General features: G+C 41.0%; 25 protein-coding genes and 1 riboswitch. Of the genes, 1 reads left to right on the top strand and 24 read right to left on the bottom strand.

The features are described from left to right. Window positions 1–113: 113 nt before the first annotated feature. From T356_RS0102670 to T356_RS0102575, 19 genes are all read right to left on the bottom strand, one after another. Complete coding sequence (locus tag T356_RS0102670) at window positions 114–1,043, bottom strand: sugar kinase (RefSeq protein WP_026513168.1); 930 nt, start codon at window positions 1,041–1,043, stop codon at window positions 114–116. A 33-nt stretch (window positions 1,044–1,076) separates the two neighbouring features. Continuing rightward, the gene (locus tag T356_RS0102665; protein WP_026513167.1) at window positions 1,077–2,267 is read right to left on the bottom strand and encodes an SPFH domain-containing protein; all 1,191 of its coding nucleotides are present in this window, start codon (window positions 2,265–2,267) and stop codon (window positions 1,077–1,079) included. Window positions 2,268–2,514: 247 nt separating this feature from the next. Continuing rightward, window positions 2,515–3,375, bottom strand: coding sequence for an NUDIX hydrolase (locus tag T356_RS0102660; protein ID WP_026513166.1), 861 nt, complete (start codon window positions 3,373–3,375; stop codon window positions 2,515–2,517). A 25-nt stretch (window positions 3,376–3,400) separates the two neighbouring features. After that, the gene (queA, locus tag T356_RS0102655; RefSeq protein ID WP_026513165.1) at window positions 3,401–4,459 is read right to left on the bottom strand and encodes a tRNA preQ1(34) S-adenosylmethionine ribosyltransferase-isomerase QueA; all 1,059 of its coding nucleotides are present in this window, start codon (window positions 4,457–4,459) and stop codon (window positions 3,401–3,403) included. A gap of 29 nt (window positions 4,460–4,488) precedes the next feature. After that, on the bottom strand, window positions 4,489–5,994 hold the full coding sequence (locus T356_RS0102650) for an aminopeptidase (RefSeq protein ID WP_026513164.1): 1,506 nt from the start codon (window positions 5,992–5,994) through the stop codon (window positions 4,489–4,491). A gap of 30 nt (window positions 5,995–6,024) precedes the next feature. Beyond that, window positions 6,025–8,448 (bottom strand): phenylalanine--tRNA ligase subunit beta, encoded by a 2,424-nt coding sequence (pheT, locus tag T356_RS0102645; RefSeq protein ID WP_026513163.1) that lies wholly within the window; start codon window positions 8,446–8,448, stop codon window positions 6,025–6,027. A gap of 278 nt (window positions 8,449–8,726) precedes the next feature. Next, window positions 8,727–9,749, bottom strand: a complete 1,023-nt coding sequence (gene pheS / locus T356_RS0102640) for a phenylalanine--tRNA ligase subunit alpha (protein ID WP_330370873.1) — start codon at window positions 9,747–9,749, stop codon at window positions 8,727–8,729. A 340-nt stretch (window positions 9,750–10,089) separates the two neighbouring features. Next, a complete protein-coding gene (locus tag T356_RS0102630; RefSeq protein ID WP_051563099.1) occupies window positions 10,090–11,067 on the bottom strand; it encodes a PstS family phosphate ABC transporter substrate-binding protein in 978 nt (325 codons plus the stop codon). Then, the gene (locus T356_RS21005) at window positions 11,064–11,207 is read right to left on the bottom strand and encodes a hypothetical protein (protein WP_155838953.1); all 144 of its coding nucleotides are present in this window, start codon (window positions 11,205–11,207) and stop codon (window positions 11,064–11,066) included. The genes T356_RS0102630 and T356_RS21005 overlap by 4 nt, the downstream gene beginning before the upstream one ends. Window position 11,208: 1 nt before the next feature. Beyond that, on the bottom strand, window positions 11,209–11,433 hold the full coding sequence (locus T356_RS0102620) for a hypothetical protein (protein ID WP_026513160.1): 225 nt from the start codon (window positions 11,431–11,433) through the stop codon (window positions 11,209–11,211). Then, the gene (locus tag T356_RS21795) at window positions 11,430–11,516 is read right to left on the bottom strand and encodes an Imm53 family immunity protein (RefSeq protein WP_442856026.1); all 87 of its coding nucleotides are present in this window, start codon (window positions 11,514–11,516) and stop codon (window positions 11,430–11,432) included. Before T356_RS21795 ends, T356_RS0102620 begins: the two co-directional genes overlap by 4 nt. 53 nt (window positions 11,517–11,569) lie before the next feature. Beyond that, window positions 11,570–11,863, bottom strand: a complete 294-nt coding sequence (locus tag T356_RS0102610; RefSeq protein ID WP_026513159.1) for a hypothetical protein — start codon at window positions 11,861–11,863, stop codon at window positions 11,570–11,572. 317 nt (window positions 11,864–12,180) lie between these two features. After that, entirely contained in the window at window positions 12,181–12,990 is an 810-nt protein-coding gene (locus T356_RS0102605) for a hypothetical protein (protein WP_155838951.1), read from the bottom strand. A 100-nt stretch (window positions 12,991–13,090) separates the two neighbouring features. Beyond that, window positions 13,091–13,169: riboswitch (cyclic di-GMP riboswitch) on the bottom strand. Window positions 13,170–13,295: 126 nt separating this feature from the next. Continuing rightward, window positions 13,296–14,300, bottom strand: a complete 1,005-nt coding sequence (locus T356_RS0102600; RefSeq protein ID WP_026513157.1) for a hypothetical protein — start codon at window positions 14,298–14,300, stop codon at window positions 13,296–13,298. Between the two features lie 90 nt (window positions 14,301–14,390). Next, window positions 14,391–15,824: a thiol-activated cytolysin family protein gene (locus T356_RS0102595; protein ID WP_026513156.1), complete on the bottom strand. Its 1,434-nt coding sequence runs from the start codon at window positions 15,822–15,824 to the stop codon at window positions 14,391–14,393. Window positions 15,825–16,287: 463 nt separating this feature from the next. After that, window positions 16,288–17,055, bottom strand: coding sequence for a LytR/AlgR family response regulator transcription factor (locus T356_RS0102590; RefSeq protein WP_026513155.1), 768 nt, complete (start codon window positions 17,053–17,055; stop codon window positions 16,288–16,290). Then, the gene (locus T356_RS18110; RefSeq protein ID WP_035780211.1) at window positions 17,052–18,965 is read right to left on the bottom strand and encodes a sensor histidine kinase; all 1,914 of its coding nucleotides are present in this window, start codon (window positions 18,963–18,965) and stop codon (window positions 17,052–17,054) included. Before T356_RS18110 ends, T356_RS0102590 begins: the two co-directional genes overlap by 4 nt. Before the next feature lie 100 nt (window positions 18,966–19,065). Then, the gene (locus tag T356_RS0102580; protein ID WP_026513154.1) at window positions 19,066–19,308 is read right to left on the bottom strand and encodes a GIY-YIG nuclease family protein; all 243 of its coding nucleotides are present in this window, start codon (window positions 19,306–19,308) and stop codon (window positions 19,066–19,068) included. A gap of 17 nt (window positions 19,309–19,325) precedes the next feature. Beyond that, the gene (locus T356_RS0102575) at window positions 19,326–19,916 is read right to left on the bottom strand and encodes a manganese efflux pump MntP (protein WP_026513153.1); all 591 of its coding nucleotides are present in this window, start codon (window positions 19,914–19,916) and stop codon (window positions 19,326–19,328) included. A gap of 517 nt (window positions 19,917–20,433) precedes the next feature. Here T356_RS0102575 and T356_RS0102570 point away from each other — a divergent pair. Continuing rightward, window positions 20,434–21,321 carry a DegV family protein gene (locus T356_RS0102570; protein WP_026513152.1) on the top strand — a complete coding sequence of 296 codons (888 nt, stop codon included), beginning with the start codon at window positions 20,434–20,436 and terminating at the stop codon, window positions 21,319–21,321. A 279-nt stretch (window positions 21,322–21,600) separates the two neighbouring features. Here the strand turns inward: T356_RS0102570 and T356_RS0102565 are convergent, their stop codons facing one another. From T356_RS0102565 to T356_RS0102545, 5 genes are all read right to left on the bottom strand, one after another. Further along, window positions 21,601–23,262, bottom strand: coding sequence for a putative bifunctional diguanylate cyclase/phosphodiesterase (locus T356_RS0102565; protein ID WP_026513151.1), 1,662 nt, complete (start codon window positions 23,260–23,262; stop codon window positions 21,601–21,603). 152 nt (window positions 23,263–23,414) lie between these two features. Next, window positions 23,415–23,693, bottom strand: a complete 279-nt coding sequence (locus T356_RS0102560) for an HU family DNA-binding protein (protein ID WP_026513150.1) — start codon at window positions 23,691–23,693, stop codon at window positions 23,415–23,417. 143 nt (window positions 23,694–23,836) lie between these two features. Further along, entirely contained in the window at window positions 23,837–25,096 is a 1,260-nt protein-coding gene (locus T356_RS0102555; RefSeq protein WP_026513149.1) for a 6-phosphofructokinase, read from the bottom strand. 171 nt (window positions 25,097–25,267) lie between these two features. After that, window positions 25,268–25,459 carry a hypothetical protein gene (locus tag T356_RS0102550; protein WP_026513148.1) on the bottom strand — a complete coding sequence of 64 codons (192 nt, stop codon included), beginning with the start codon at window positions 25,457–25,459 and terminating at the stop codon, window positions 25,268–25,270. Window positions 25,460–25,531: 72 nt separating this feature from the next. Beyond that, window positions 25,532–26,662 carry an AI-2E family transporter gene (locus T356_RS0102545; protein WP_026513147.1) on the bottom strand — a complete coding sequence of 377 codons (1,131 nt, stop codon included), beginning with the start codon at window positions 26,660–26,662 and terminating at the stop codon, window positions 25,532–25,534. Window positions 26,663–26,706 lie beyond the last annotated feature (44 nt).

Here is a 26,706-nt window from a genome sequence, read left to right as displayed (position 1 = left end):
GCTCCTTTGAATGTACAATCAAGCTATATTATAAATATTCCGTTTATTGAGGTCAATTTATTTTTTGTAACATATGGAGCATTCCGCTTGCGGACAGATATTGCCAAAAACGATTATCCGATAACGAGTTTCCCTATTCTGTCAGAAACGCCTACCCTTATCTGCATCCCCGCATTGAAATCAATGGTATCTTCAATAATACCGTCCGAGAAGACAACACCGTTCTCACTCATATTCGATGTGATCACAAGCTGTTCATCACCTATAATATTGCCGTATACTATGTCCGCCTGTGTAAATCTGCTTGGATACGGTTCACGAACCTGAAAAGTGAGCTGTCTTGCTCCCCAGTCTCCCTGAATCTCCGGAACGGTTCCAAGTCCGAATGCTTTGGCAATTCCCCTAAACTCCGCCATGACCGACTTGTGCCATCCCGTCATCCCAAATCCCGTAGATACGATTACTCCGGAAGATGACTGATTTTCAATATGATCGCGGTAAGTAATATTGTATCTGGCCGAAGTATGATTGGATACTCCGATAAAAAAATCATTTACAGCATACAATACCTGTCCATCCTTAGTCTCAACTTTCCCCATGGTTACATTCTTCATGTCAAATGAACCGTTTATCACCTTAGGAAGCACTTTTCCGATATCCCCTGTTTCAAACGGTAAAAGAACTCCGTCCCATCTTGCAGGATCGGGATTGACGCCTATAAGCGGCTGTCCGTCCAGATATTTCATAGCATTGGCAACAAGTCCGTCCTGTCCGACAGCTATGACGATATCATCTTTTCCAAATATCATGTTGGGAAGATACTCTCTGTCTATCTCCTGTAGCCTTGCACAGGGGCGAATCAGGTTTCTGATATTTTCAAGAGCCTCATTATAAGTCCTGTCTTCTCTCTCGTAATCCGAGAAATCCGCTCCGAGATGTTCGATATAGAATCTTGCCTGCTCTACCGTATTATATCTTTTCTTTAATTCTTCATATCTGGTGCGGCGTTTTATCAAAACAACCTTATTCATTCCCCTGTCCATAGTTACCTCCTTTTAAGCGTCTATAAATTACGCTCATTCCTTCTGCGCAAATCCGTTTGTGATCGTCTGCAAAAGATCCGGTGTAAGATTAAGTACCCCAATCTTATCTGCGTTTTCTCCGATATTCATAAATGCCTTTGCCATAAGTGTGCTTGGATCCGTCTGAGCCATTGCGCAAGCCTCGACAAGAGCGACATTTAAGTTGTTATATGCATCAACAAGAGCCTTTAATGCATATGCCTGCTGATCCGCTTTAATTCTCTCATTTTCTGTCTGAAGTGCCGTATATTCACCGTTCTTCTTCTCAAGTTCTATCTTTCCGAGCATTTCATTATTTTCAAGTTCAATCCTGCCGAGCATCTCCTTGCTCTCTATCTGAAGCTTCTTTGCGGCAGCCATTTCTTTTAACGCAAATTCTTTTTCCTGTTTCTCTGTGCTCATTTCAAGCTCGCTTCTAAGTGCCCTCATGCGCATCTCTTGTTCTCTTTCTTCGCGCTCTTTCATCATGTCAAGATCGCAGCGCTGCACATACAGTTTCATTTCCTGCTCTTTTTCTTCCTTCTCTTTTTCCTTCTCGGCAACCTTGATCTCGGTATTGATCTCGTTTTCCTTTATAGTACGTTCCTGCTCGATTGCTGCGTTGCGGCGCTTGTAGATCGCATCATCCTGTTCCTTCAATATCTGCTCACGCGCAGCTGCTTCAAGAGCCTTTCTCGTCTCAGTCTTTGGATTGATCCCAAGAATATTTATCGCAGCAATGTTCACTCCGAGCTTTTCTATCGATTCATCCTTCGTCAGATCTTCCTCTATGGTCCTCGCCATTTCATCCGCAAGTCTTATGATGGTTCTTACATCTTTTTTGCTGACTTCTCTGATGACAATCGCTTTAATAATGTTATTTATTCTCTTCTCCAAAAGAGCCATCTGTTCTGCAATCTTCTGTTCCATCTGATTATTTGACTGATATGTAAAATCAAACATCTTTGCTGCCTTGTCATAATCAGCGATCATATAAGTCGTAACACCCTGAACACATACACTCTGATAATCACTCGTAACCACATCATCAAATGCAAATGCCCCGTCAAAAGCAGTCGAAGGTGCCACCATGATATTGGTCGTCAGATTATTATAAAACACCGACAGCCCCAAACCTTCCTTGATCACTTTGCCATTTTTAATAACTTTTACATAATCCGTCGGTTTGAATTTCTTGAGTTTCATACTGCTTTTCTCCTTCTTTTTATATTCGGTAGTTATTTACTACTTTCTTATCTTTGAATATATATTAGTAGCATTTTGCTACTTTGTCAACATAAAAAATAAAAAAGCAAATGCCGATTGTTCTGAACAACGTGAAATGAGGCATTTGCTTTTTTATAAACTTCAGAAAATCACACCGCAGACGTACACAGCGAATTTCCGAATATATCCCTCTGTGGCAGGACGTAACTAAAGGCCACACACCGAATCAGTGCGCAGCCTCTTTATAGCGGTACTCAGCAGACATTTTGTTGCTGCTGATTGACTTCATCTTTGCTCCGGTAGCATCGACCTTTGGTGCCACCATTGCTCTGAAGTTCGTTTTATACAGTTTTTTTCCAAGAACAAGTTCATATAAAGCCTGAAGATCCGGCAAAGTAAACGTATCTCCCATCATATTAAAGGCAAGATCCGTATGCTCAAATTCCGCTTTAAGCTTAATAAATGATTCTATAATGATCTCGATGTGATCAAAAGCAAGCTCTTCCTTGCTTTTAAGACTCGAAACCCAGTTCTCATAGAATATCCTTCCGTTCTTGAACCTCTTGTTCTCGATGGAATATTCAATAGATACATTTCTTTCAGCATTGGTAAAACTTATACTGCCTTGGTCAATCACAAGATCAAACCATGCGGCATCCCTAACTCCGCCGGTGGCCTCGCCAAGTCCCGCACAAGTTACTCCGCGGAGCATATCATCGCTCGTATCGGAAACAAGCGCAAGGTAAGCGATAGTCATAACGCGTGTCCTGGGATCTCTGTCCGGTCTTGTAAAAGTATAGATCTGATCAAGATATACGCCTTCAAGCCCCGTCTCATTAGAAAGTTTTCTTTGTGCAGCCTGAAAAGCTGTCTCATCCCCATGAACAAAGCCTCCGGGCAATGCCCACCGATCCAGATAAGGGTGTTCATCTCTTTTTACCAGAAGAATCTTCAAAGTCCGCAGATCGGCGCTTGCACCAAGTACCAAAATATCAGCCGTGACAGACGGTCTGTCATAATCTCCGGCTTTATATTCCTTAAGGAATTCTTTTTCAGTTAATCCATTCTTGTCTTTCTTTTGTGTCATTCACGCTCTCCCGAGCCTAAAACAATTACATCTTGTCCGTGATAAAGCACGCATCTCCAAATGAAAAGAATCTGTATCTTTCCTTTATAGCTTCCTCATATGCCGCAAGAATATTCTCTCTTCCCGCAAGAGCCGCAACAAGCATTACGAGTGTCGACTCAGGAAGATGGAAATTTGTGATAAGGCAGTCGAGAACTTTGAACTTATAACCGGGATAGATAAAGATTGATGTATCCCCGCTGCACTCGGAAAGTCTGCCGTCTTCACCTGCGGCACTCTCGATTGTTCTGCAGCTCGTTGTTCCGACGCAGATAACTCTGTGTCCGTTTTCTTTTGCCCTGTTTATCTTCTCTGCTGCCTCAGCGGTAACCTGATACCACTCAGTGTGCATATGATGTTCTTTGACATTTGTAACCTTAACGGGTCTGAAAGTTCCAAGACCAACGTGAAGTGTAACAAAAGCCATATCTATGCCCTTATCGGCAATCTTTTTAAGAAGATCGTCGGTAAAATGAAGCCCCGCTGTCGGCGCTGCCGCTGAGCCTTCATATTTGGCATAGATAGTCTGATACATGTTCTTATCTTTGAGTTTGTGTGTGATGTAAGGAGGAAGCGGCATCTCTCCTAATCTGTCGAGCACCTCTTCCCAGATTCCGTCATAGTAGAATTTGACAAGTCTGTTGCCGTCTTCCACTATATCAAGGATCTCAGCGGTAAGGATTCCTCCGCCAAAAGAAACTCTTGCACCGGGACGAAGTTTCTTTCCGGGTTTTACCAAAGTTTCCCATACATCATTTTCTTTTCTCTTAAGAAGAAGGATCTCGACCGCTGCGCCTGTACCCTCCTTTTCCCCAAGAAGTCTTGCGGGAATAACCTTTGTATTATTAAGGACAAGGCAGTCGCCGGGCTCAAGATAATCAATGATATCGCTGAATATCTTATGATCTGTCTTTCCTGTTTCTTTGTCTATAACAAGAAGTCTGCACTCATCTCTCTTTTCAAGAGGGTCCTGAGCTATAAGTTCCTGCGGAAGATCAAAGAAATAGTCCGCGGTCGATAGTCCGAGCTGTGTAGTTTCTGACATAATATCTTACTTTCTAAAAAAAGTTCTTTTTATTCATTGCAAAAATCCATGTTCTCAAGGAAAGCGATATATCCTCTGAGAGACTCATAGAGATCTGCTTTGCTTATTACTTCGCAAGGTGAGTGCATATTAAGTACTGCAACACCGGAATCGATAACATTCATGCCATATTCAGCAAGAATATAAGCGATTGTTCCGCCGCCGCCCGCATCTACCTTACCAAGCTCGGCTGTCTGGAACAATACGCCGGCGTCGTCATATACTTTTCTTACTGCAGCAATGTACTCTGCATTTGCATCATTTGAAGAATACTTTCCGCGTGAGCCGTTGTACTTGTTAAATACTGGTCCAAAGCCAAGGAATGCACTGTTCTTCTTTTCAAATACAGAAGCAAAATTGGGATCGAAAGCTGCGCTTACATCAGATGAGAGCATGCATGAATTGGCAAGGCATCTTCTGAGTTTAAGATCGTCATAGCTTTTATTTGTAAGAGCAATAAGCTCTGCAACGGTATTTTCAAAGAATCTTGAAGCCATACCTGTTGCGCCGACGCTTCCTATCTCTTCTTTATCAACAAGAATACAGCATCCTGTTCTCTTAAGATCGCCCGCTTCAACAAGCGCACGTGCTGAAGGATATGCACATACTCTGTCATCATGTCCGTATCCAAGGATCATTGATCTGTCAAAACCTGCATCTCTGCTCTTTCCTGCAGGAACGATCTCAAGCTCTGCAGAGAGGAAGTCTTCCTCCTCGATTCCGTACAGATCATATAAAAGTGCAACGATTCCTCTTCTTACAGCTCCGGAAAGCTTACCTGTCTCAGCCTTTTCCTCTTTTTCGGCTTTAACGGCGTACTGCTCACCCTCTGTAAGCTTTGAATTCTTTTCATTTTCTTTTTCTTCAGATTTCTCTTTTCCCTCGACAACAAACGGTCTGTTACCTATAACAAGGTCAAGGGCTTCGCCCTCTATCACGTTTGATGCCTTCTTGCCCATCTGATCGCTTGCAAGATGAATGAGAATATCTGAAATGAAGAATACAGGATCATCCTCATCTTCACCGACATTTAAAATAACTGTCGTTCCGTCTTTTTTCACAACAACTCCGTGAAGAGCAAGGGGTATTGTCACGAACTGATACTTCTTGATACCGCCGTAGTAATGGGTATCAAGATAAGCAATCCCGTTGTCCTCATACAAAGGATTCTGCTTAACATCAAGCCTCGGAGAATCTATATGTGCTCCGAGGATATTAAGTCCTTTTTCCAAAGGCTCAGATCCTATCTTGAACATAATAATGGTCTTGTTCATCAGTACCGAATAGACCTTATCACCCTTTTTAAGCTTGGTATTTGAGTTAATGAGCTTACTAAGCTCTACATAACCCTCATCCTCGATTTCATTAACTATTGTGTCAACTGCTTCGCGCTCTGTCTTGGAATTATCAAGGAATTTCTTGTAATTATCAGCGAACTTATCGCATTCCTTGAGCTGTGTACGGTTATAGGTTGTCCATACATTCTTCTTATTCATATTATGTACCTCTTTAAATAAATCTTTTTCTTATGAACGAAGTTCTATGCCAAGATCCTGCAAGCCTTTAAGTATTTTCTTCATTGCTGAGTTGATCTCATCATCTTCCATTGTCTTTTCTTTATCTCTGAACAAAAGAGAATAAGCCATAGACTTAAATCCCTCTTTGATCTGTGAACCTTCGTAAATGTCAAAGAGTGTTAATTCTTCAAGTTTCTTGCCACCACGCTGACGGATCATCTTCTCGATATCACCTGCAAGAACTTCCTTAGGTACTACCATTGAGATATCTCTTGTAACTGCGGGGAACTTGGCAATTCCTGTATATATTGTATCAAATTTAGCGTACTTAACAACCTCAGGCATATCAATAACAGCAACATAAACTCTTGTATCGATGTCATAGTTATCGCATACCGCAGGATGAACTTCACCGAGATAACCGATAACTTCGCCATCATAAATGACATTTGCCTGTCTTCCGGGATGAAGGAATGACTTGCCTGCATTAGGATCGTATTCAACCTTATCAAGCATATTTACGCTGTCAAGAAGCTCTTCGATAACACCCTTCATGCTGTAGAAATCGCCGTCTCCGTAGAATCCGAGTGTGAGCTGCATTCTCTCATCTGGAAGCTCTGTAAGAGGAAGACTCTTTGCCACATAGATGTTGCCCATCTCATAGAGGCGAACGTCCTTGTTTCTGCGGTTATAGTTGGTTGCAAGGCTTGTGAGCATTCCGTTTAAGGAAATTGTTCTCATTATTGAGAAATCTTCTCCCAAAGGATTTGAGATCTTGATGGCCTTTCTTTCAACTGCGTCCTCGGGTAAAAGAAGCTTATCAAATACCTTGGGGCTCTCGAATGAATATGTATATCCCTGTGAGAATCCGCAGAACTGCGCTACTTCTCTTGCCTTCTTCTCAACTCTCATCTTGAATGAGATACCGCCTGTTGTAGCGCTTGTCTTGGGAAGAGTTGTAGGAATCTTGTCATATCCTGAGAATCTTGCGATCTCTTCCGCGATATCGCACATCTGGTTGAGGTCCTGACGGAAAGAAGGGATGATAACTTCATCAGTCTTATTGTCGTACTCAACTTCTTCTCTCTTAAGTATCTCGATCATCTCATCCTTGGAAATATCTGTTCCGAGGAGGTTGTTGATCTTATCTGCCTCAAGCGCAAATCTCTTCAAAGGCTTGATTGGAAGTCCTACCTGAACTACGCCCGGAACAACCTTACCGCAGCCAAGCTCGTTGATAAGCTGGCAAGCACGGTTGATAGCATCAAGTGCGTTTGCGGGATCAAGACCTTTTTCGAAGAATCCTGAAGCATCTGTACGAAGGCCCACTCTCTTAGCGGACTTTCTGATATTAGGTCCGTTAAATGTTGCAGCCTCGAAAAGAACTGTCTTAACGTCATCAGTGATCATGGAGTTCTCACCTCCCATGATACCTGCAAGTCCTACTTCTTTCTCAGCATCGCAGATCATAAGAACTTCGCTGTCGAGCTTTCTCTCCTGTCCGTCGAGAGTTACGAAAGTCTCGCCGTCCTTAGCTCTTTTTACAACAATCTTGTTTCCTGCGATTGTTGAAAGGTCATATGCATGCATAGGCTGACCGTATTCCATCATTACGTAGTTTGTGATATCTACGAGGTTGTTGATAGGTCTGATTCCTACGCTTGCAAGTCTTCTCTGCATCCATTCGGGTGAAGGAGCGATCTTTATATCTGTGGCAACCCTTGCGCAGTAGTTTGAGCAAAGGTCTGTATCCTTGATCTCAACATCGATGAAATCCTTTACGTTTCCTTTTCCGTCTTCCTTAACTTCAACAACGGGAGCTTTGAAAGGAAGCTTGTATGTAGCCGCTGCCTCTCTTGCAAGACCAAGGATGCTGTAGCAGTCTACACGGTTTGATGTAACTTCGAATTCGAATACTGTGTCATGAAGGCCGAGAACCTCAACGGCATCAGCTCCAACCTCTGTATCTTCAGGGAAGATATAAAGTCCGTCTTCGGGAGCTTCGGGATAAAAATCCTTTGTTGAGCCAAGTTCCTCGATTGAGCACATCATACCTGCACTTGGAACTCCGCGGAGCTTTCCTGCCTTGATCTTGATTCCTTCTGCAGGATTCGGGCTTCCGTCATGACCTCCGGCAACACGTCCGCCGTCAAGAACAACGGGAACCTTGTCCCCTTCCTTCATATTCTTGGCACCTGTAACGATCTGGATTGTTTCTTTTCCGATGTCAACCTGGCAGATAACAAGCTTATCTGCGTCGGGATGCTGCTCGATTGTCTTGATCTGGCCGACAACGATCTTCTCAAGGTTCTTATCAAGTGCTGTATATGTTTCAGTCTTTGTTCCGGAAAGTGTCATATCATCGAAGAATTCCTGATCGGTGCATGAAAGATCCGGCACATATGCTTTAATCCATGATTTTGATGAATTCATATTTTTTCTCCTGTTTATATAAAAAGATAATCGATATATTTGTTGCTGCGCTGGTAAGTTTTCGCGATATACGGATTGCTCCGCTTCGCTCTCGCAATCCTGCGGAAATCACTCTGTGGGAGTAGTACTAAACTCGTTCCTCGTTAAGTACTACTAGCCTCGGAAATCGACATGCTCATTTCATTCGCATATCTTTTTTCCTCATTTCCGTTCGGTCTTCATATACATTCAATGCTTTGTGCAAGCACAGCATTGAATGTACATGAATCCCTATATCGCTAAAACTGATTAAGGAAACGTATATCATTCTCATAGAGAAGGCGCATATCATCGATCTCGTATTTGAGAAGTGCGATTCTCTCAAGGCCTACACCGAATGCAAAGCCTGTGTACTCGTTGGGGTCGATTCCGCTCATCTCAAGAACGTGAGGATGAACCATTCCGCATCCGAGGATCTCGATCCAGCCCTCGCCTTTACAGAAACGGCATCCCTTTCCGCCACACTTAAAGCAGCTTACGTCCATCTCGGCAGAAGGCTCTGTGAACGGGAAGTGGTGAGGTCTGAACTTTGTCTTTGTCTCAGGTCCGAAGAGCTGCTTGGCGAACTCTGCAAGAGTTCCCTTAAGATCTGCAAATGTAACATTCTTGTCTATAACAAGACCTTCAACCTGGTGGAATGAAGGTGAATGTGTAGCATCAACTTCATCTGCACGGAATACTCTTCCGGGAGCGATCATCTTGATAGGGAGCTTGCCCTTTTCCATCTCATGCACCTGTGTTGAAGATGTCTGAGTTCTAAGGAGAAGATCTCCGTTAATATAGAATGTATCCTGCTCGTCCTTTGCGGGATGATCTGCGGGAATATTGAGAGCCTCGAAGTTGTAATAATCCTTCTCAACTTCAGGTCCTTCAACCACTTCATATCCCATTCCGGTAAAGATTCTCTCTACCTCTTCAAGAGCGATTGTATTCGGATGACAGTGTCCAACTTTGTTCTTCTTTGCAGGAAGTGTAACGTCGATGACTTCAGCTTTGAGCTTGGCATCTCTAACGGCAGCTTCCATTTTGCTCTTGGTCTCTTCAAGAACTTTCTCGATTGCCTCTCTTGTCTCGTTTACAAGCTGACCAACTTTTGGTCTGTCCTCGGGAGCTACGTCCTTCATGCTCTTTAAGATGCTTGTAAGTTCACCCTTTTTACCAAGGAAGTTGACTCTGATCTCGTTCAATTTCTCGAGTCCGTCAGATCCTTTAATCTGCTTCAGGGCTTCTTCACGGATTTTGTCCAGCTGTTCACTAATCATTTTTTTCCTCCTAAAAAAATAAGTCCCAAGTGTTAGTAATTAACACATGGGACGAAATTATCGCGGTACCACCCAAGTTCCCGTCATATATATTTATGTACGGACACTCATTATATCTGTAACGTAGACAAAACGATCCAACCTACAAGCACGATAAAATAATAGCCTTCAGAAGGACTGCTCCGGTGCGAATGTTCCGTATATACCCGTAGTAGGAAGCTTCCAGCCGATGACTCCCATTCTCTGAACCATGTAGCATAACATCTTGGGCGTAGCCCACACCTTCATAGCATTTTAATCTTTATTCAACAACTTATTGTATTTTGCAACAGAGTATTTGTCAAGCCTCATACCCGCATGCTTCTATCATCCGCTTACCTTCTTCACTAAGAAGCCAGTCTACGAGCTTTTTTACATTCTCATTAGTATTGTCTTTTCTGTAGACCACATAGAAATTTACAGTCAGCGGATAGCTGCCGTTTTTGATATTTTCGGAATCAGGAAAGACACCGTCTATTGCCAGCATCTTCACGTTATTGTCAGCCACCATTCCTGAGAGATAATAGCGGAAAGAATAGCCTATTGAAGCTCCCAAAATAGAAAACACATTTTTTGACGGATGAATATCATTTTCCATGAATTTATCCATCATAGTCTGGCTTCCCGAGCCCTTGATCCTGGTAAGCGGATTTATGGCTTTGGCCGGTCCGCCGACCTCTTTCCAGTTCGTGATCTCACCTCTGTAAATCTTGCGGATCTGATCGGCTGTAAGGCCATCCACAGGATTATTCTTATTTACGAAAAAGACAAAGGCCTCAAGCCCCACAGGTACTATCTCAAGCTCCACTCCCTTCTCTTTTGCAGTATTCATCTGTTCTTCAGATGGATGCGCGGTGAAAAAAAGATCGACCGATCCGTCAACCACAGCATCGAAGCCGCGTATGGTATTTTGGTATTTCATCGCACTGTCATCGGCAAAGTTTTCTCCATACTTATTATCATCCGAAAAGCTTCCGCCTTCATATGTAACGCAGCCCTCTGGGTAAATATTGTCGATAACGGAAGCATAAACAGGGACCAGCGCAGCCGCACCGTCAAGGACAGGCAGATCGTCACCTTCTGAAAAATGTATCGATGCTCCCGTTCTTGCAAGCAGGGAATCTTCCTCAAAGGGAAGGAATTTTGAAACATCAACCATTTTCAGCTGTGTCGCTCCGCTGTAGTTATTGCCAAGCCTCCTTGTCACCGTCACATATAAAAAGAGATTTAATGCCAGAAAAAACACTGCACAAAAAAGAATAAGAAGTCGCTTTTTCATAGCCAGAGCTCCTTAGAAATGAAATAAATAATAGATGAATTGGTATATGCATAGTAAACATACGCAGCATGGGCTGCAGTTATAAGTAGCCCAACTGCGATCACCGCAAAAAGCATTCCAAAAAACTTCTTATCACTCATATCACATGCTCCTTAAAAATGCATCAACAAGCAAAAAGAAAAGCCCCACAACAATTCCGCATCCGGCAACTATTGAAAATAATATCATTGTAATTGCTGTAAGCACGGCCAGCGAAGGATCACGCTCTCTGTTTTCCCTTTTCGCAGCTCTGGCATCACGTATGAACATAATCACGCAGATTAAAAATAACAGAGTTATTACACCTGCGATTATCAATATGATCATAAAAACTTCCCTCCGTATCCATGTTCCCAATCACCATTACAATAACTTTTATACCATTCTTCCAACCATTTTATATAATTCATTATATCACCTTCTCTTTCTATAAAACTTAAACATTGCCTGTACACCGGTAGAATCACTGATGCTCTTCTTTTTTAATTCTTTTCACAAGGAAAATCGTATATGCAAGCGTAAACAGCACGAATAGCACCCACAGACTTCCGCCAAAATCCTTGATCAATCCTATCTCTTCCCAAACCGCATTCCACCCGATGGCAAAATGCTTTTCTCCAAAGAATCCCGGCCCAAAATTGCCTCCGTTCTTGTATACGTCAACCAGCTCAAAAGCCCAGACCAACCAAGGCACCAACACAAATATCCATAAAAAGATATCTATCCCTATCATCACTTCTTTTTTCTGCTTATCCATCTATATTTACTCCGTAGAAAATCAGTCCCCAGATCAATTCAACACTCAATCACTATTTATCTGGGTTTTTCAGCTTCTTTTCCTGAAGAACATCCGTCGCACACAGATAACTGTTCCATTATTTGCACTTTTTATCTGGGTTTTCTTGCACTTTTTTCCAACAAATATCTGTAAATCACAGATAAAACGTTACATCTATGCGCCTCTTATCTGGGTTTCTTTACATTTCCCCAAAAATAACAGCCAAAAATCACAGATAATAACAATATCTACGCGGTTCTTATCTGTTTAAATCTCTACCACAATCTGAGCGATTATCAAATCTCCGCTTTGCTGTCCTCATAATAAAACAATCCCAGGAAAAGATATTGAATAAATGGCATTCCTAACATAATGCATAACGAAAAAATATTGCCAGGATACCAACCCGGAATAGAAAGACAGATATTTACACCACATACAATAATTGCTTTGCTTAATAAACAGAGCAGCGCAGGAAGAATAAAAAACAAGATATCTTTCTTCCCACTCGGATGCTGTGATTTAATCCCATATTTATCAACAATATATGCAGAAGCAATAGACACACATGCAGTCATAACTTCTCCTGCAATCATGAAACAATCATAAAACAAATCGTCTTTTACTCCGTCATTTAATATGCGTGTTATCATAACAGTAACCTCGCCTATATAGTACATAAAATAAGCAATATGCACAGTCAAGGAAAACACATTTCTTCTTCCCAATATTATTGATATTACAAGTAGTAATAACAGCAGAATATTCATTATACCAAATCCCGCATCAAACAAACCCATCCCGCCATTTATGTAATACTTTAAATTCATAATGAATAAAAAAATGTAAACCCAAAACAAATATGCAAAAAGAACAACCGCAAGCGCATTGAAAACAAGCGTCTTTGGGCTATACATTCTTTTCGTGGTATCAGCTTTATCCGGCAAAGCAATAACATGGAGTAAAGAAAAACCGGGAGCAAAAATGCTATAGATAAGGAAAAAGACTATATTATACCCTTTTTTCTTCGCAATATTAAATGTAAAAAATGCAAGCAGTAATGTAACCGCTATCGCAATCCACCAAACAACTATTTTATTCTCCAAAAACATCTTTCATTCCCTTTCATCTATAGTGGAGCGTTTTTTATTCGATAGTATTCCCTTATCGAACAAAAAAAGACTGCAAACAGCGGATTTTTCCACTTTTTGCAGTCAAACCATCTTTGTAAAAAAGATTTACGACTTTGCGTCCATACATCACTATATGTTTGCCTAAATCATGTAAATTATTGACATTCTACCACGTGAAATACTCTTAAGCAACCAAGTCCATCCGATGGCAAAAGCAGAGCGTATTCAGGCACTAGTCCATGCCAAAATACGCTCTGTTATCATTATTTTTTTATCTATTACTGCTTCACATACTCCGCAAGTTCTTCCTCTGTGTACTCAAGAACGCCCATATCAAGCAGGTTTGTCGTATCAGAAAGAAGGTTTCCGGGTGTAATAAATGTCTCCTGAAATGCAAGGAGTTCATCGAACAGATGAAGCATCGCTTCACCTGACACTTTTTCTTTTCTTATGTCTTTGTATTCATTCTTACTTCCGGTCAATTTAAGTACGGCTCGTCCATAGATATAGAACAGCTTTATTATCTCTTCCGAAACAATGCCCTTACCCAAATCGTCTTTCATCACATTGTCGCGATTATCCAAGTTTCTTAGAAGCTCTTCTATGCAGTCATCATCGGCGCCCGCATCACTGTTTTTACCGGCAAGCAGCTGTTCCTCTTTATATTCAAAAGAATCTCCCAAATGCTCTTTGATATAGTCAATGATCTCCTTAAGGAGGTTAACGCCCGAAGTCACATTGCTGTTATAGTGAATCTTATACTCAGATCCGGCTCTTTTGACCGCCTCGTCGTAGCAATGAGCGGCAAACTGCGAGCAGACCATAGGAGTTACATCTTTTCCATCATAATACTTTTTATCTACGATCTTGATAATCTCAAAAATAGCCAGCTTAATGACACTCACGATCAGATCATGCAATTTTGAATCTTTGGAAAAATCATAACCAAGGATATATATGCCAAGGAGAGCCAGATTAAGCTTTCCGTAAGGAAGCTGCTCATTAACATACTCTGTCGCGATATCGGCAACAATTGTTGTATCCGCACCATTAGCGAGCCTTCTGATATAGATTGCTCTCTCATTTTTAGGATGGAGCGGCGATTTAACCGCTCCATCGATCTGCTCATTAAGCACATATCCGTGATTATAGTCGGATATCCCCGCATGACTTACAGGCGAATTCGTAAGTATTGAGATAAGCTGAGACAACTTCTCAGGCGGTGCCTCGAACAACATGATATCCCCGGATTTAAGTTCAGATAATTTAATACTTGCTCCCATTTTTCCCCCTTCTTTTGCAGCCACTGCGTATTGTTTATGTGTTTACATAATTAAATATATAAAATATTCGCAATAGTGTAAATCAGGTTCTTACTCAGGTTTTACTTCTCCCTTTTGATCAAGGGTAGTTCCCCAGATTTTAGCATATCTATTCTCAACCATTGCCAGGTTCTTTTTATCTATAGGGTTATGCCACTTATCCCACACAAGTCCTGTTGCTCCCTCTGCCTTTATGCAGATATTTCTTGTATTTGCATTTAATGGAATATTAGCCTCAAAGCCCGCAGTCTTGTGCTCTCCGTTTTGGGGCCAAGAACAATTTTTTATGTCCATTACACCCTTATCGTTATATTCATATTCCTGCCAGGTAACGTTGAATTTTGCCACATACGCTCCCGTATGTCTAAGCTTTAAATTACCATTTCTGTACTTTGTAACCTCTTCTGTGATGTACTCGGTATTTCCAACAATTGAAGCAGGTTTGTTATCTTTCAAAAAGCAAGGAAGGTAGCATACCGGATATGCGGGATTCTCAGCGCTAAGTTTTGTATTTGAAAAGATAATGTCATTCATTTTTTTGATAAAATCTTCATCCGACAAAATACCGCTGTAAATATCACTACGTCCGCCGAGAACGATTACTTTTACATGTATATCGCTGTATGTATAGCCTCCATCAAGCTTTGCGTTTCCATCAATCTTAATTCCGTTCTTTAAAGTGATCTTACCGTCAAGGGCAGCCTCTAACTGCACATCTGTCATAGATGATTCGAAAGTTATAAAGATCTGTCGTCCGTACTGAACATTCTGAACGTACATAGGAGGCTGCTTAGCAGAAACTCCCTTTTTGCTCAAAAGATCCCATGTCACATCTTCAGAGAAAACGTCCGAAGGTCTTGTCGGCTTTCCTGCGGATACAGTGTAAAAAATCTGCTTATACTCAGTGACATAAGTTGACTTTTTCCTGCTGTAGATTCCACCGAAATCGATTCCCAGATCATCTTTCAAAAAATTGACGCTAACATCCAGATTCAGTGCAAGCTGCTTTTCTTCTTCCGCTATTGTGGATTTCATCTGGAAAACCGCAGGAATGTTATTCTTGTCACTACAGGATGTGTACCAGTTGTTAAGTAAAATATCTACCGCCGAATGAACATTCTCATAAACCGGATTTTCAACCGTGACACAGCTCTTAGATTCCATTCCCGGAAGATCGATTGAAATATTGATGGGATCTCTTGCCGCATCAAGTGACTGCGGACTTCCTTCAACAATTCCATTGTTGCCCATCAAAAGTCCTCCGGGATATGCAACATCTTTTGCCGCATTCGGAGCCGAGATATCATAATTCCCGGATACTTCATGAAGTGATCTTGTGATTACGTAAAACTCATCATTAGACCAATTGCTACTGTGCTCAACAAAATTCTCATACTGATTTCCATCAAAGTACAAAATTTCCTGCGGATTGTAATCCAATCCAAAAATCTCATTATCAATTTGTTCTTTGTTAGTGTTTGCCATACCACAAACCTCCCTTCATATTTTGTATCTACACTGTAACAGGAGATTTATTCTGCCGGTTGTATTTTGGCTGAAAGGCAATTATCCTCCCCCACCGGTCGAATTCTTCCTTTTAAACGCAGCTACTCTCTTCCCTATACAAAGCCCAGCATAAACATATCTTCATAGCAAATGTCAGGTTTTTCGCAGCTCATTCTTTGTACTTACCGCCTTTTCACAGACAGCCCGGCCACAAAGGTATATGTTCGGAGATGCGCTGTATTCGTACGAGCAAGATGATTTTCAAATTTTACAAGAAACGGGAATGCCGACTTCTCTGAGCAACGTCGAAAGGAGGCATTCCCGTTTCTTGTAAAATTATGAAAATCACTGCGAAGACGTACACAGCGCATCTCCGAACATATACCTTTGTGGCCGGGCGTAATGAAATGCTGCTACACAAAAAAGTGCAACAGCCTCTGACTTATGACATGAAGAATCCTTTTAGTTCTTTGACTTTTGAGCGGCTGACAGGTACGACATCTTTTAGGTCTTTGAAAAACATATCGTAGGTATAGGATATTCTCGGACTGAAATGATCAACCTTCGAAAGATTCACCAGAAAACTTTTATGCGTCTTGAAGAAATACTGCCGCTCAAGCTTTTCTTCGTAAAAAGCAAGCGTCTTATTACCTCTGTATACTTTATCTTTTGTATGTATAAAGACAATGCTGTTGCTCACTTCAAAGTAATAGATATCAGAAATATTTATTATGACAATATTCTCATCCTGATACCCGCATACCATATTAAGACTGTAATCTATTGCCTGATTCACATCGGAAAGCGCATCTATCTGCGCGTTCTTGCTTCTTTTTATCGCATTATCTTTTTCACTTAAATCAAGATACCTTCTGATGCATTTGTCAAAGCGCTCTTTTGTAAAAGGCTTTTGGATGTAATCAAGCGCATTGAGCTCAAAAGCCTTCACAGCCCCTTCATTGTGCGCAGAAATAAAGCAAAACCTTGTATCGGAACGTAGAAGTGCCACCTGCTCCGCAATATACAGTCCGCTTATCCCCGGCATCTCAATATCAAGAAAAAGGAGGTCACACTCCGTCCTTATGAGATATGCTAGTGCTTCCACCGGATCTGTAAATGTTGCCTGAACCTCACACTGATCATAATCTTCCAGCTGTTCTTTTATATACTCAACAGAATTCAATTCATCATCCACTATAACAACTCTCATACCGTCTCCTCCATGCGATATCTGAATTTTATACGTGTTCCCATGCCGGGTGTACTGTCAAAATGAAGCCTTTCTCCGCAGTACTTTGAAAGCCTGTAGTTGATATTTTGCACTCCGACTCCGTGGCTCATTGCCTTATTCAGCATCTTGACCTGCATCTCAGACATTCCGGCTCCGTTGTCTTCAACAAGAAATTCCAGATAACCATCCGCTCTCTTCACCTTTATCCGAATATCCAGCGGCTCAGATTTATAGCCGTGTCTTATCGCATTTTCTACAAGCGGCTGAAGTATCATAGGCTGAAATTTTACCTTTTCATACCACTTCTTTTCCGCATTATCTTCATTTATCTCTTCATCGCCCGGTATCTTTTCCCCATCAAAATCAAATTGCAGTCTGATATTCCCCTGCTTCCTGTAATTTTCGATATCCGTATAAGACTTAAGAAAACCTATTTCATCTCCAAGCTTATAGTCATCGAACTTATTGCAGTCGAATCTGTACTTCACTTTCAGAAACTGCGAAAGATTCATCAAAAGGTCTTTTGCCTTCTCTATATCAGACGACATCAGCACATATAAGTTATTAAGCGTATTAAAAAGAAAATGCGGCGCTATCTGCGCATGAAGATATGAAATTTCCATTCTGTCCGCCAAAGCGGCATTTTCAAAAGCCCTGTCTATCTCCATGAGAAAGATATTTATATGACATATCACAAAAACAACCAATCCGATATTATAAAGATCGTTTTTCAGATAGAGTCTTAAATTCCTGCCGCTTTCTGATGCGATTATCTCAAGAAATCCCATAAGTACAAATACAAAACTTCCCGAAAGAGAAAGCATCGCATAGACTTTTTTCTTTGCAATCGACCTTATGATAACCAAGAAGCATATAGCTGCATTTATCACGAGCACTATAGGATACAGGTTTCCGACAACATTCAGCATCCCTTTATTTCCGCTCATAAATATAAGCACCAGATATATCCCGTCAATTACGGCGATTATTTTGGTAAGATTTCTCTTTTTATCATAAGGATATACAGAAACAAGGAAAGCATAAATACAGAACATCATAAGGATAAAAGCAAAAAACTCTGCTTTCACCATGAACTTTAGCGGTATCCCATGCCTAAAAAACAGGCCTGCATTTGGATTTATAGTAATTGCAAAAAGTGCACTGAAAATACTGAATCCGGCAAAATAGTATCCCGCTTTTCCCTTGTTTTCCCTGCTCACAAGAAGAAGCGGATATATTCCGAAGCCAATTAACATTCCGACAGTCAAAATATCGTTGATAAGCTGATTGATGCTGTATCTGTAGATATTTTCGACAGTTCCAAGATAAATATCATTAGCGATTCCACCATTGACGCTGGTAAAAAAAGAAGTTTCAATTTTTATATCTAAAGCTGTACCATCCGCGTTTATGAGGTAATTACTCGGCTGATACACACCATTTTCTTCATCGACAGTTCGCCCCGTATCTCCTACTCCGCCCAGTAATACGCCGTTGACATACACTTTGTAAGCACTTCGGACACCGGGAATAAAGAGCATATACTGCCCCGGCGTATCGATATCAAGATTAAGTTCATATGTCCCGAAATTAACGCCTTTGGACCTTTCATACAGCGACGTTTTCATGGAAGACGGGACTTCAATAAATACCGGACTTTCTATGCCTTTTCCGCTACCGGTATACTCGTTTGGATAAAACGTCCAATCACCGTTAAGTGCATATATCTCTTTTCCAACATCCCATCCGGATAAGTTTACATGCCCCTTAAAAGCGTCTGCAGTTTTTAGCACACAGGTCCTATTGGTTAAAAAAATAAAAAGAATCATGATCAGCAATACTGCTATTGATACCGCAAGCCTGAATGTCCGAACTTTTTTTGCGTTCATCCCGTCTTATACCCCATCGCATACTTCTGTATATATACTTGGCTTTTATAGTCAAATATATGTCCAATATCATATTCACATTATTTCTTTATAACCTAACTCAGACTTCTTTTATCAATTTTAGCTTTGCTTCACGCCTCAGCTGCTTGATATGCCACTCCCTGCTCATTGCTTCTTCCTTTGTTTCGAAAGTTTCGTGGTAAACAAGCTTTACAGGAAGCCTTGTCTTGGTATATTTGGCGCCTTTTCCGGCATTGTGATCTGCGATCCTCTTTTCAAGATTATTGGTCCATCCGCAGTACAAAGAGCCGTCTGCGCATTCAACTATGTATGTATAATTCATATTTTTTCCAAATGAATTTATCCAAAGAATATCTCAAGACCTATTCCAATAAGGATAAGTCCGCCTACTATCTTTGCATTGCCCGCAAGTTTTGTTCCGAATTTGATTCCAAGCTTAAGTCCCGCATAGCATACGAGCCAGGTAACCGCACCTATTATTGTGGTGCATGCAAGAACCATAAGAACACCGTACTGTGAAATTGTAAATCCAACGGAAAGCGCATCGATAGAAGTGGCTATTCCCTGAAGAACCAGCACTTTGTCAGATAAAGTTCCATCTACTTCACTCTTTTCCCTATCAGGATCTTTCTTATCCTGAAATCCTTCAAGAAGCATCTTACCGCCTATCAAAGCCAGCAAAAAGAGTGCAATCCACGGAATAAGTACTTTAAAGCCATTAAAAAGATTTGCCGCATTATGAACAAGGAACCAACCTATAAGCGGCATTGCAAGCTGGAATATCGCATATACACCGGAAATTTCCAATCTTCTTTTTTTGCTCATGCCGGTGTCTGCAAATCCATTTGCAAGAGAAACAGAAAAAGCGTCCATGGCGAGTCCTACTCCCAACAAAACGCTATTTGTAAGAAACAATATAGTATTAGTCATATCATTCTCCCGAAAAGGTATGTACACATTATCATACCAAAACATGGTGTCCGGAACAATAATATGCCTCCAAAAAAGCGCAAAAAAATTGAAGGCAAGCATCCATTAAACTAATGAACACTCACCTTCATGTCTGATTTTCCAATGGTCTGTCCTCTCTTTTTCGTTTTATTTATATTAAATCACTTACTGCAACGGCACCTCGACATCCCTCGGCATATGTGAAGCCTCGCCACCCTAGCTGTAGATGTCAGCCGTTCCGATAACCATCCGTTTTCCTTTGGTGAAGCTTAAGCCACCTCGGATACTTAGGTTTTATCTCTTAAGTGATTGTAACTATAATATACCAGAACCCTATAGTTTTGTCAATCATCTTTTTTGAATTATTTTTATATTCAGACAATTCAGACAATTCCCATGAATTCGCATAAACAATTCACCCCTTAATTAATTTGATACAAAAAGGTTATTATTGTATGATATTAAAGGACTTAAACACAGCAAAAAAGGGGACGCTATGAACGAATTTATTATTAGCACATGCTCAACTGCAGATCTTTCGCGTGAGCATTTTGATAAAAGAGACATTAAATATGTTTACTTTCACTTTGAAATAGACGGAAAAGATTACCCGGACGATCTCGGAGATTCAATTCCTTTCAAGAAATTCTATGAAATGATGGCTCAGGGCGCCATGACAAGGACTTCTCAGGTAAGTATCGGTGAATATGTAGAATTCTTCGAGCCTTTCCTTAAAGAAGGCAAAGACATCCTTCATCTCGCACTCAGCTCGGGAATATCCGGAACATTCAATTCCGCATCTGTCGCATGTGAGCAGTTAAAAGAAAAATATCCCGATCGTAAGATCTACATCGTTGATACTTATGCTGCTTCAGCCGGTCTCGGACTTGTAGCAGACAAGCTGGCAGACCTTCGTGATGAGGGAAAAGATATCGATGAACTTCATGACTGGGTTGAGAAAAATAAGTACTATGTTCAGAGCTGGTTCTTTGTTTCAGATCTTAAGTACCTTGTGAGAAACGGACGTGTTTCAAAAGCTGCCGGAGCAATCGGAAATGTACTTAATATCTGTCCTCTTCTCAATATTGACAGAGAAGGACATCTTTGTGTAAAAGCAAAGGTAAGAGGCAAAAATGCCGTTATGAAGGCTCAGGTAAAGAAGATGTTCGAGCTTTGTGAGAACAGAACAGATTACAATAACAGTTGCTTCATTTCTCACTCAGACTGCTACGATGATGCAAGAGCGGTAGCCGATATGATCGAGGCTCAGATTCCTGCTCTCAAGGGTAAGATCAAGTTATTCGATATAGGAACAACCATCGGAAGTCACACCGGCCCCGGCACCGTTGCCCTCTTCTTCTGGGGCGATGAAAGGACTGAGTAAATTGATCGGTCTGTAAGGGATAAAAAAATATAGGTCTATGCATTTTTGCTCTGATTGTGCCGAGCACTGCAATGAGACCAGAGCAGAAAAAGCGAATGCAGAGGCATTCGTTTTTTCTTGGTCTCATTTCCGTGGCACAAAATCGCAAAAAATTGCATAGACCTATATTTTTTTATCCCTTACAGACCTCTTGAACTCAGGCTCCCAGTTTTGGGGTGTTGGTAGGCTGGAAGTTCTGCCTTTAGGTAGTTGTTAGTCTTTAGGTATTTTGATGTTTTTTTATTCTGAGTAGTATTTCTTTTCAAGGCGTTTTTCAAAGTCGGGTTTGGGCATGGGGTTATCGTAGAAGAAGCCTTGTACGATGTGACAGCCTACTCCTTTTAGGAGTTCGATCTGGTCTTCTCTTTCGACACCTTCGGTGACAACGTCTATTCCGAGCTCTTTTGACATTGTAATGATGTTTTTAAGGACAATCTCATCATTTTTGCTAAGGTTATCATTGCCGATAAATGTTTTGTCGATCTTGATTACTTTAACGGGGAAATCTCGCAATGTGGAAAGTGACGAGTAACCTGTTCCGAAATCGTCTATGGCGGTATTTATGCCTGCGTCTTTTAATTTGGACAAGAAGCTTGTCATAAGAGATCTCTCATCTTCGCTTACTGTCTCTGTAACTTCTATCTCTATGAACTTCCTGTCTATTCCGTATTTATCGATTACTTCAGTAATCTCTTCGACAATGCGCTTGTAGCTTAAGTCTCTTCGCGAGAAATTGACAGAAATAGGCACTGTCGGTATTCCGCGCTTTTGCCAGTCGCTGATAAATTCACAGGCTTTTTTGAGTACATAAAGATCAAGAGATGCTACCATGCCCTCCTGCTCCAAAATAGGAATGAATTCAGTCGGATACAGTACAATTCCGTTACAGAACCATCTCGACAATGCTTCTGCTCCCACTATCTCGCCGGTTATCGTATCAACCTTAGGCTGAAGATATATTCTGAACTCGTCATTTTCCAAAGCTTCTTCGTATCTGTCTTCAATCTGCTTTTGCCTGTAGATACGGGTGCTCATTGCTTTATTTACAAATACATACGGCTTATTCGCCTCATTCTTGGCATAATTAAGCGCCATAGCGGCTCTTGAAAGGAGCTGTCCGGCATCTTTAAGCGAATCATCAACCGCATACACTCCGCAGACCGCGGCGATCTTTATAGGTTCTTCTTTGCCGTTTCTGATACCGTATACATCAACTCCTGACAGGAAATTCAAAAAGTCTTTTGTCCTCTCCTTCTTAACAAGCGCAGTGTAATTATCGCCTCCAAGGTGCGCAACGATCTCATCTTTATTGAAGAACCCTTTTAGCTTCTTCGCATATCTTTTCATGATCTCATCGCCCTCGGCAATGCCGTAGCGTCTGCTGTACAGACCAAAGCTTTTTAAATTGAAATAAAAGGAATCATAAAGCATTATATCTCCGCTTTCGCAGAGCTTTGAAGCAAAAACAAGAAATCCTCCAGAATTGGGAAGACCTGTCAGATACTGCTTGAGTGTGCTCTCTCTGACAACTGTATTTAAAAGAAATCTCTCCATATGAAAAGAAAGAATATCCACCAGAATCGAAAAACTCTTATACTCATCATCATTCCACTGTTTGTCGCCATACAGGTAAATGTTATATGTAACCGTCTTCTGTCCCGCTATATTGTTACGGAAAAAATATGCAGGCGCTTCCCCTTCGGGAACAGGGCCAAACAGCGGTATAACAGTGTCGGGTTCCCCCTCCTGTTCAGAGCCTTTTGCATAAGAAACTATAGAGACAATAGACCTAAGAGAATACTCCTTGGCAATATCGGCAATTGCACTTGGCGATATCTCCGGTGTGACTTCCTCTTCCGAAAGTATCTGAACAAAGTTTTCAAAACTCTTTTCAAAATTCATATAAGTCCGCCCTTCATAGGTTTTCTTCAGTTATATATAATATAATTTTAATAAAAATTTTATGTTTTTTCAATATTGCGCTCGCCAGGCACCGGCTTTTTCGGGCACAAAAAAAGACTGCACTTATGGTACAGCCTTTTTATAGTATAAAATTACTTCTTGTTTACAAGATCCTTAAGAGCCTTACCAGCTTTGAACTTAGGTGCTATAGATGCAGGAATCTTGATAGCTTCACCAGTCTGAGGATTCTTACCGGTTCTAGCTGCTCTCTTTGTTGTCTCGAATGTTCCGAAACCTACAAGCTGAACCTTTCCTTTTTTCTTAAGTTCCTTTGTAACTGTCTCTGTGAAAGCGTTAAGTGCTGCAGCAGCATCCTTCTTTGAAAGTCCTGCTTCCTTAGCAATTGCATCAATAAGTTCTGTCTTGTTCATGTAATTTCCCTCCAAAAAGAAATTTATTTTACTACATTGCCCATTTTACCACCATTTCAAGCACATAACAACCAAAAAAAGCGGAAAAATGCGGAAATTTCATGATTTTTTCTAAAAAAAACGCTTGTTATAGCTCTTTTTCATCAAAGGATGTCCTGGAATCCAGGTCTGTACAGATGTCTGGGAATACCATCAACCATAATCGGACCCACATCACCCTGAATAAGAGGTCTCACATAAGTGATGAACTCATTCGTTACGTATGTTCCATCCTTGCTGATCCACTCTCTCGGAACAACTCTCTCATCGTTCGCGATCTTATGAACATCCTTGACCTCAGTTCCTGCCTGATAAGGATCGTCAGAAAGTCTCTCTATAACGACCATCTTGCCGCTGTCACCTTCATCGGCAGACTTCATTGCAGCACCGCCCACTTCATAAGCTTCAAGAATATCTACTCGTGACGCGCAATGACTTGCCGCTCTCTGAAGAGTTGAAAGTTCAATAGCACGTGTTTTGCATCCGCACTCTGTGGAAACTACATTGCAAAGATATCTCGCTGTACCCGTGAGCTGCTTGTGTCCGAATGCATCCACATACTCAACGGAGTTGTCAAGATCGCTGACATATTTGCCGTCCTTGGTCCTGATACCTTCAGATACAGCAACAACAATAGATGCCTTTGTCTTCAAAAGAGCTTTTATCTTCTTAAGGAAAGCATCCATATCAAACGGAATCTCAGGCATATAGATGGCATCAGGTCCGTCACAATCTTCGCCCTTAGCAAGCGCTGTGGCACCTGTAAGCCAACCTGCATTTCTTCCCATTACTTCCACTATGATAACCTGTCCGTGGCTTGTCTCAAGAGACCAGCTGTCTCTTATTATCTCTTTTACAGAGGTTCCGATGTACTTGGCTGCTGAGCCATAACCCGGAGTATGATCTGTAAGAGCCAGATCGTTGTCGATTGTCTTAGGGCATCCGACGAATCTGATATCAGAGCCTGTGATGATAGCATAATCAGACAGCTTCTTTATCGTATCCATGGAATCATTTCCGCCGATGTAGATAAAACAATCGATCTCCAATTTTACAAGAATCTCAAAGATCTTCTCGTATATCTCTTTACTTTCAAAAATCTCCGGAAGCTTGTATCTGCAAGAACCAAGATATGCCGAGGGAGTTCTTTTCAAAAGCTCGATATCGAGCCCGGACTGAATGTGATCAGACAGATCGACATAGCGACCTTCCATGAGACCCTGTACGCCATGGATCATACCGTAAACCTTTTTGTATCCACGGTCGATGGCGGTTCTGTACACGCCGGCAAGTGAAGAATTAATTGCCGCGGTAGGACCACCGGATTGCCCAACAATTACGTTTCTTTTCTTTTTCTGCACCATAACTCCTGTCCCCTTTCGAAAGTATACTACCATTATATTCGAAAAAACGATAACTGTCACCAAAAAAAGAGCCGTTAAAACGTTTTTTCGCTTAACGGGCTCTTTTGAGCATACCAAATAAATGTAATATACGTAAAAATGGGCATCAATAGTATATCTGATGCATTTTTATCAGATGAATTTCCCTCTGCGTGATTTTCCCAAGCTATAAGCAATTGAAGCTACAACAATAAAGCTGACCACAACGATGGCGCACACTGTATAAAGCCTCTTCTTATCATCATCGAGACCGTTCCAAAACTTAATTGCCTTGTCCAGTTTCTTCTTTCCAAAATCTATTGCGTTCTCAATAAATTCCATCATTGCGTTACCCCCAAATAAAAACAATTCAATAATTCGATATAGCAAATTATTTTACTACTATATATTGTACCTCTACGCACGTTTTTCCTCAAGTTTTTTTATTATATAGTCTTTCAATATAAAATCGATGATAGCCGCAAAAGGGATTGCAAGAAGGATTCCGATAACTCCGAATTTCCTTCCGCCCAGCACGATCGCTACAAGTATCATAAGCGGTGATACCCCAAGACTTTCGCCAAAGAGTCTGGGCTTTAATATATATCCGTCGACAGTCTGCAGGATGATCGTAAATATAATAAACCAAAGTGCATACCACGGATTCTCAAGCACAAGGATAAATGCTCCTATCGCGCCTCCGACTATAGGTCCGAAAGTCGGCGCAAGATTGGTCACTCCGACTATAACCGAGATCAATACAGAATACGGTTGCCCCGCTATCAGCATGTATATAAGGTTTATAACGCCTACTATGATTCCGTCTATAATATCAAAACTTATATATCTGATAAGGATCGCATTGCATCTGTCCGTAAGATCACAGGCTCTTTTATATGTCTTTTCCTTCATGATAAGTCCCATGAATTTCGAAAAGCCTTTGATAAGCCTTCTGTTATCCAAAAGAAGATATATCGCAAAGATAAATGCGAGTACAAGATCAAACATTCCTCTTCCTGCATTTAACGAACCGCTGACAAAGCTGTCCACATTCTCAGAGAAATACTCTCCTATCTTGCCAAGGATATTCTTCTCAAAATTCTCTATAGCGGTGAGGTCTATCTCAAAGAGCTTTACGATCTTATTATTCTCAAGATCGTCCAAAAAGCTGTTTGACGGATCAACATATGCTCCTATGCTTGAGACAAATTTCGTCACGCTGTCAATAAGCTGCGGCACAAGTGCAACAAAAAGAAGGACAACCGAAAGAAGTATCAATATAAGCGTAAATGCAACAGAAATCTTCCATCTTGTATTTTCTTTTTTTATCTTCTTAAATATGCCGTTTTCAAGCAATACTGCCACCGGATTGAATATATAAGCTATTACTACACCAAGTATTACAGGTCTCAGGAAACTAAAAAATGAATTTATTCCATCGATGATAGTAGAAAAATTAGATAACAACATGTATAAGACAACCGCCGAGCATGTGGCGATAGTGTATGAAACCCATTTCTTTTTAAACCACTTGTTATTTAATTTCATGTCTTCCCCCATATCGTTGTTTTATCAATCCATATGGAAAAAGC

The organism is Butyrivibrio sp. LB2008 (genome assembly GCF_000621565.1).
GTDB lineage: Bacteria > Bacillota > Clostridia > Lachnospirales > Lachnospiraceae > Butyrivibrio.
The sequence above is the reverse complement of the archived record's forward strand: the minus strand, read 5'-3'. Positions and strand labels throughout refer to the sequence as shown.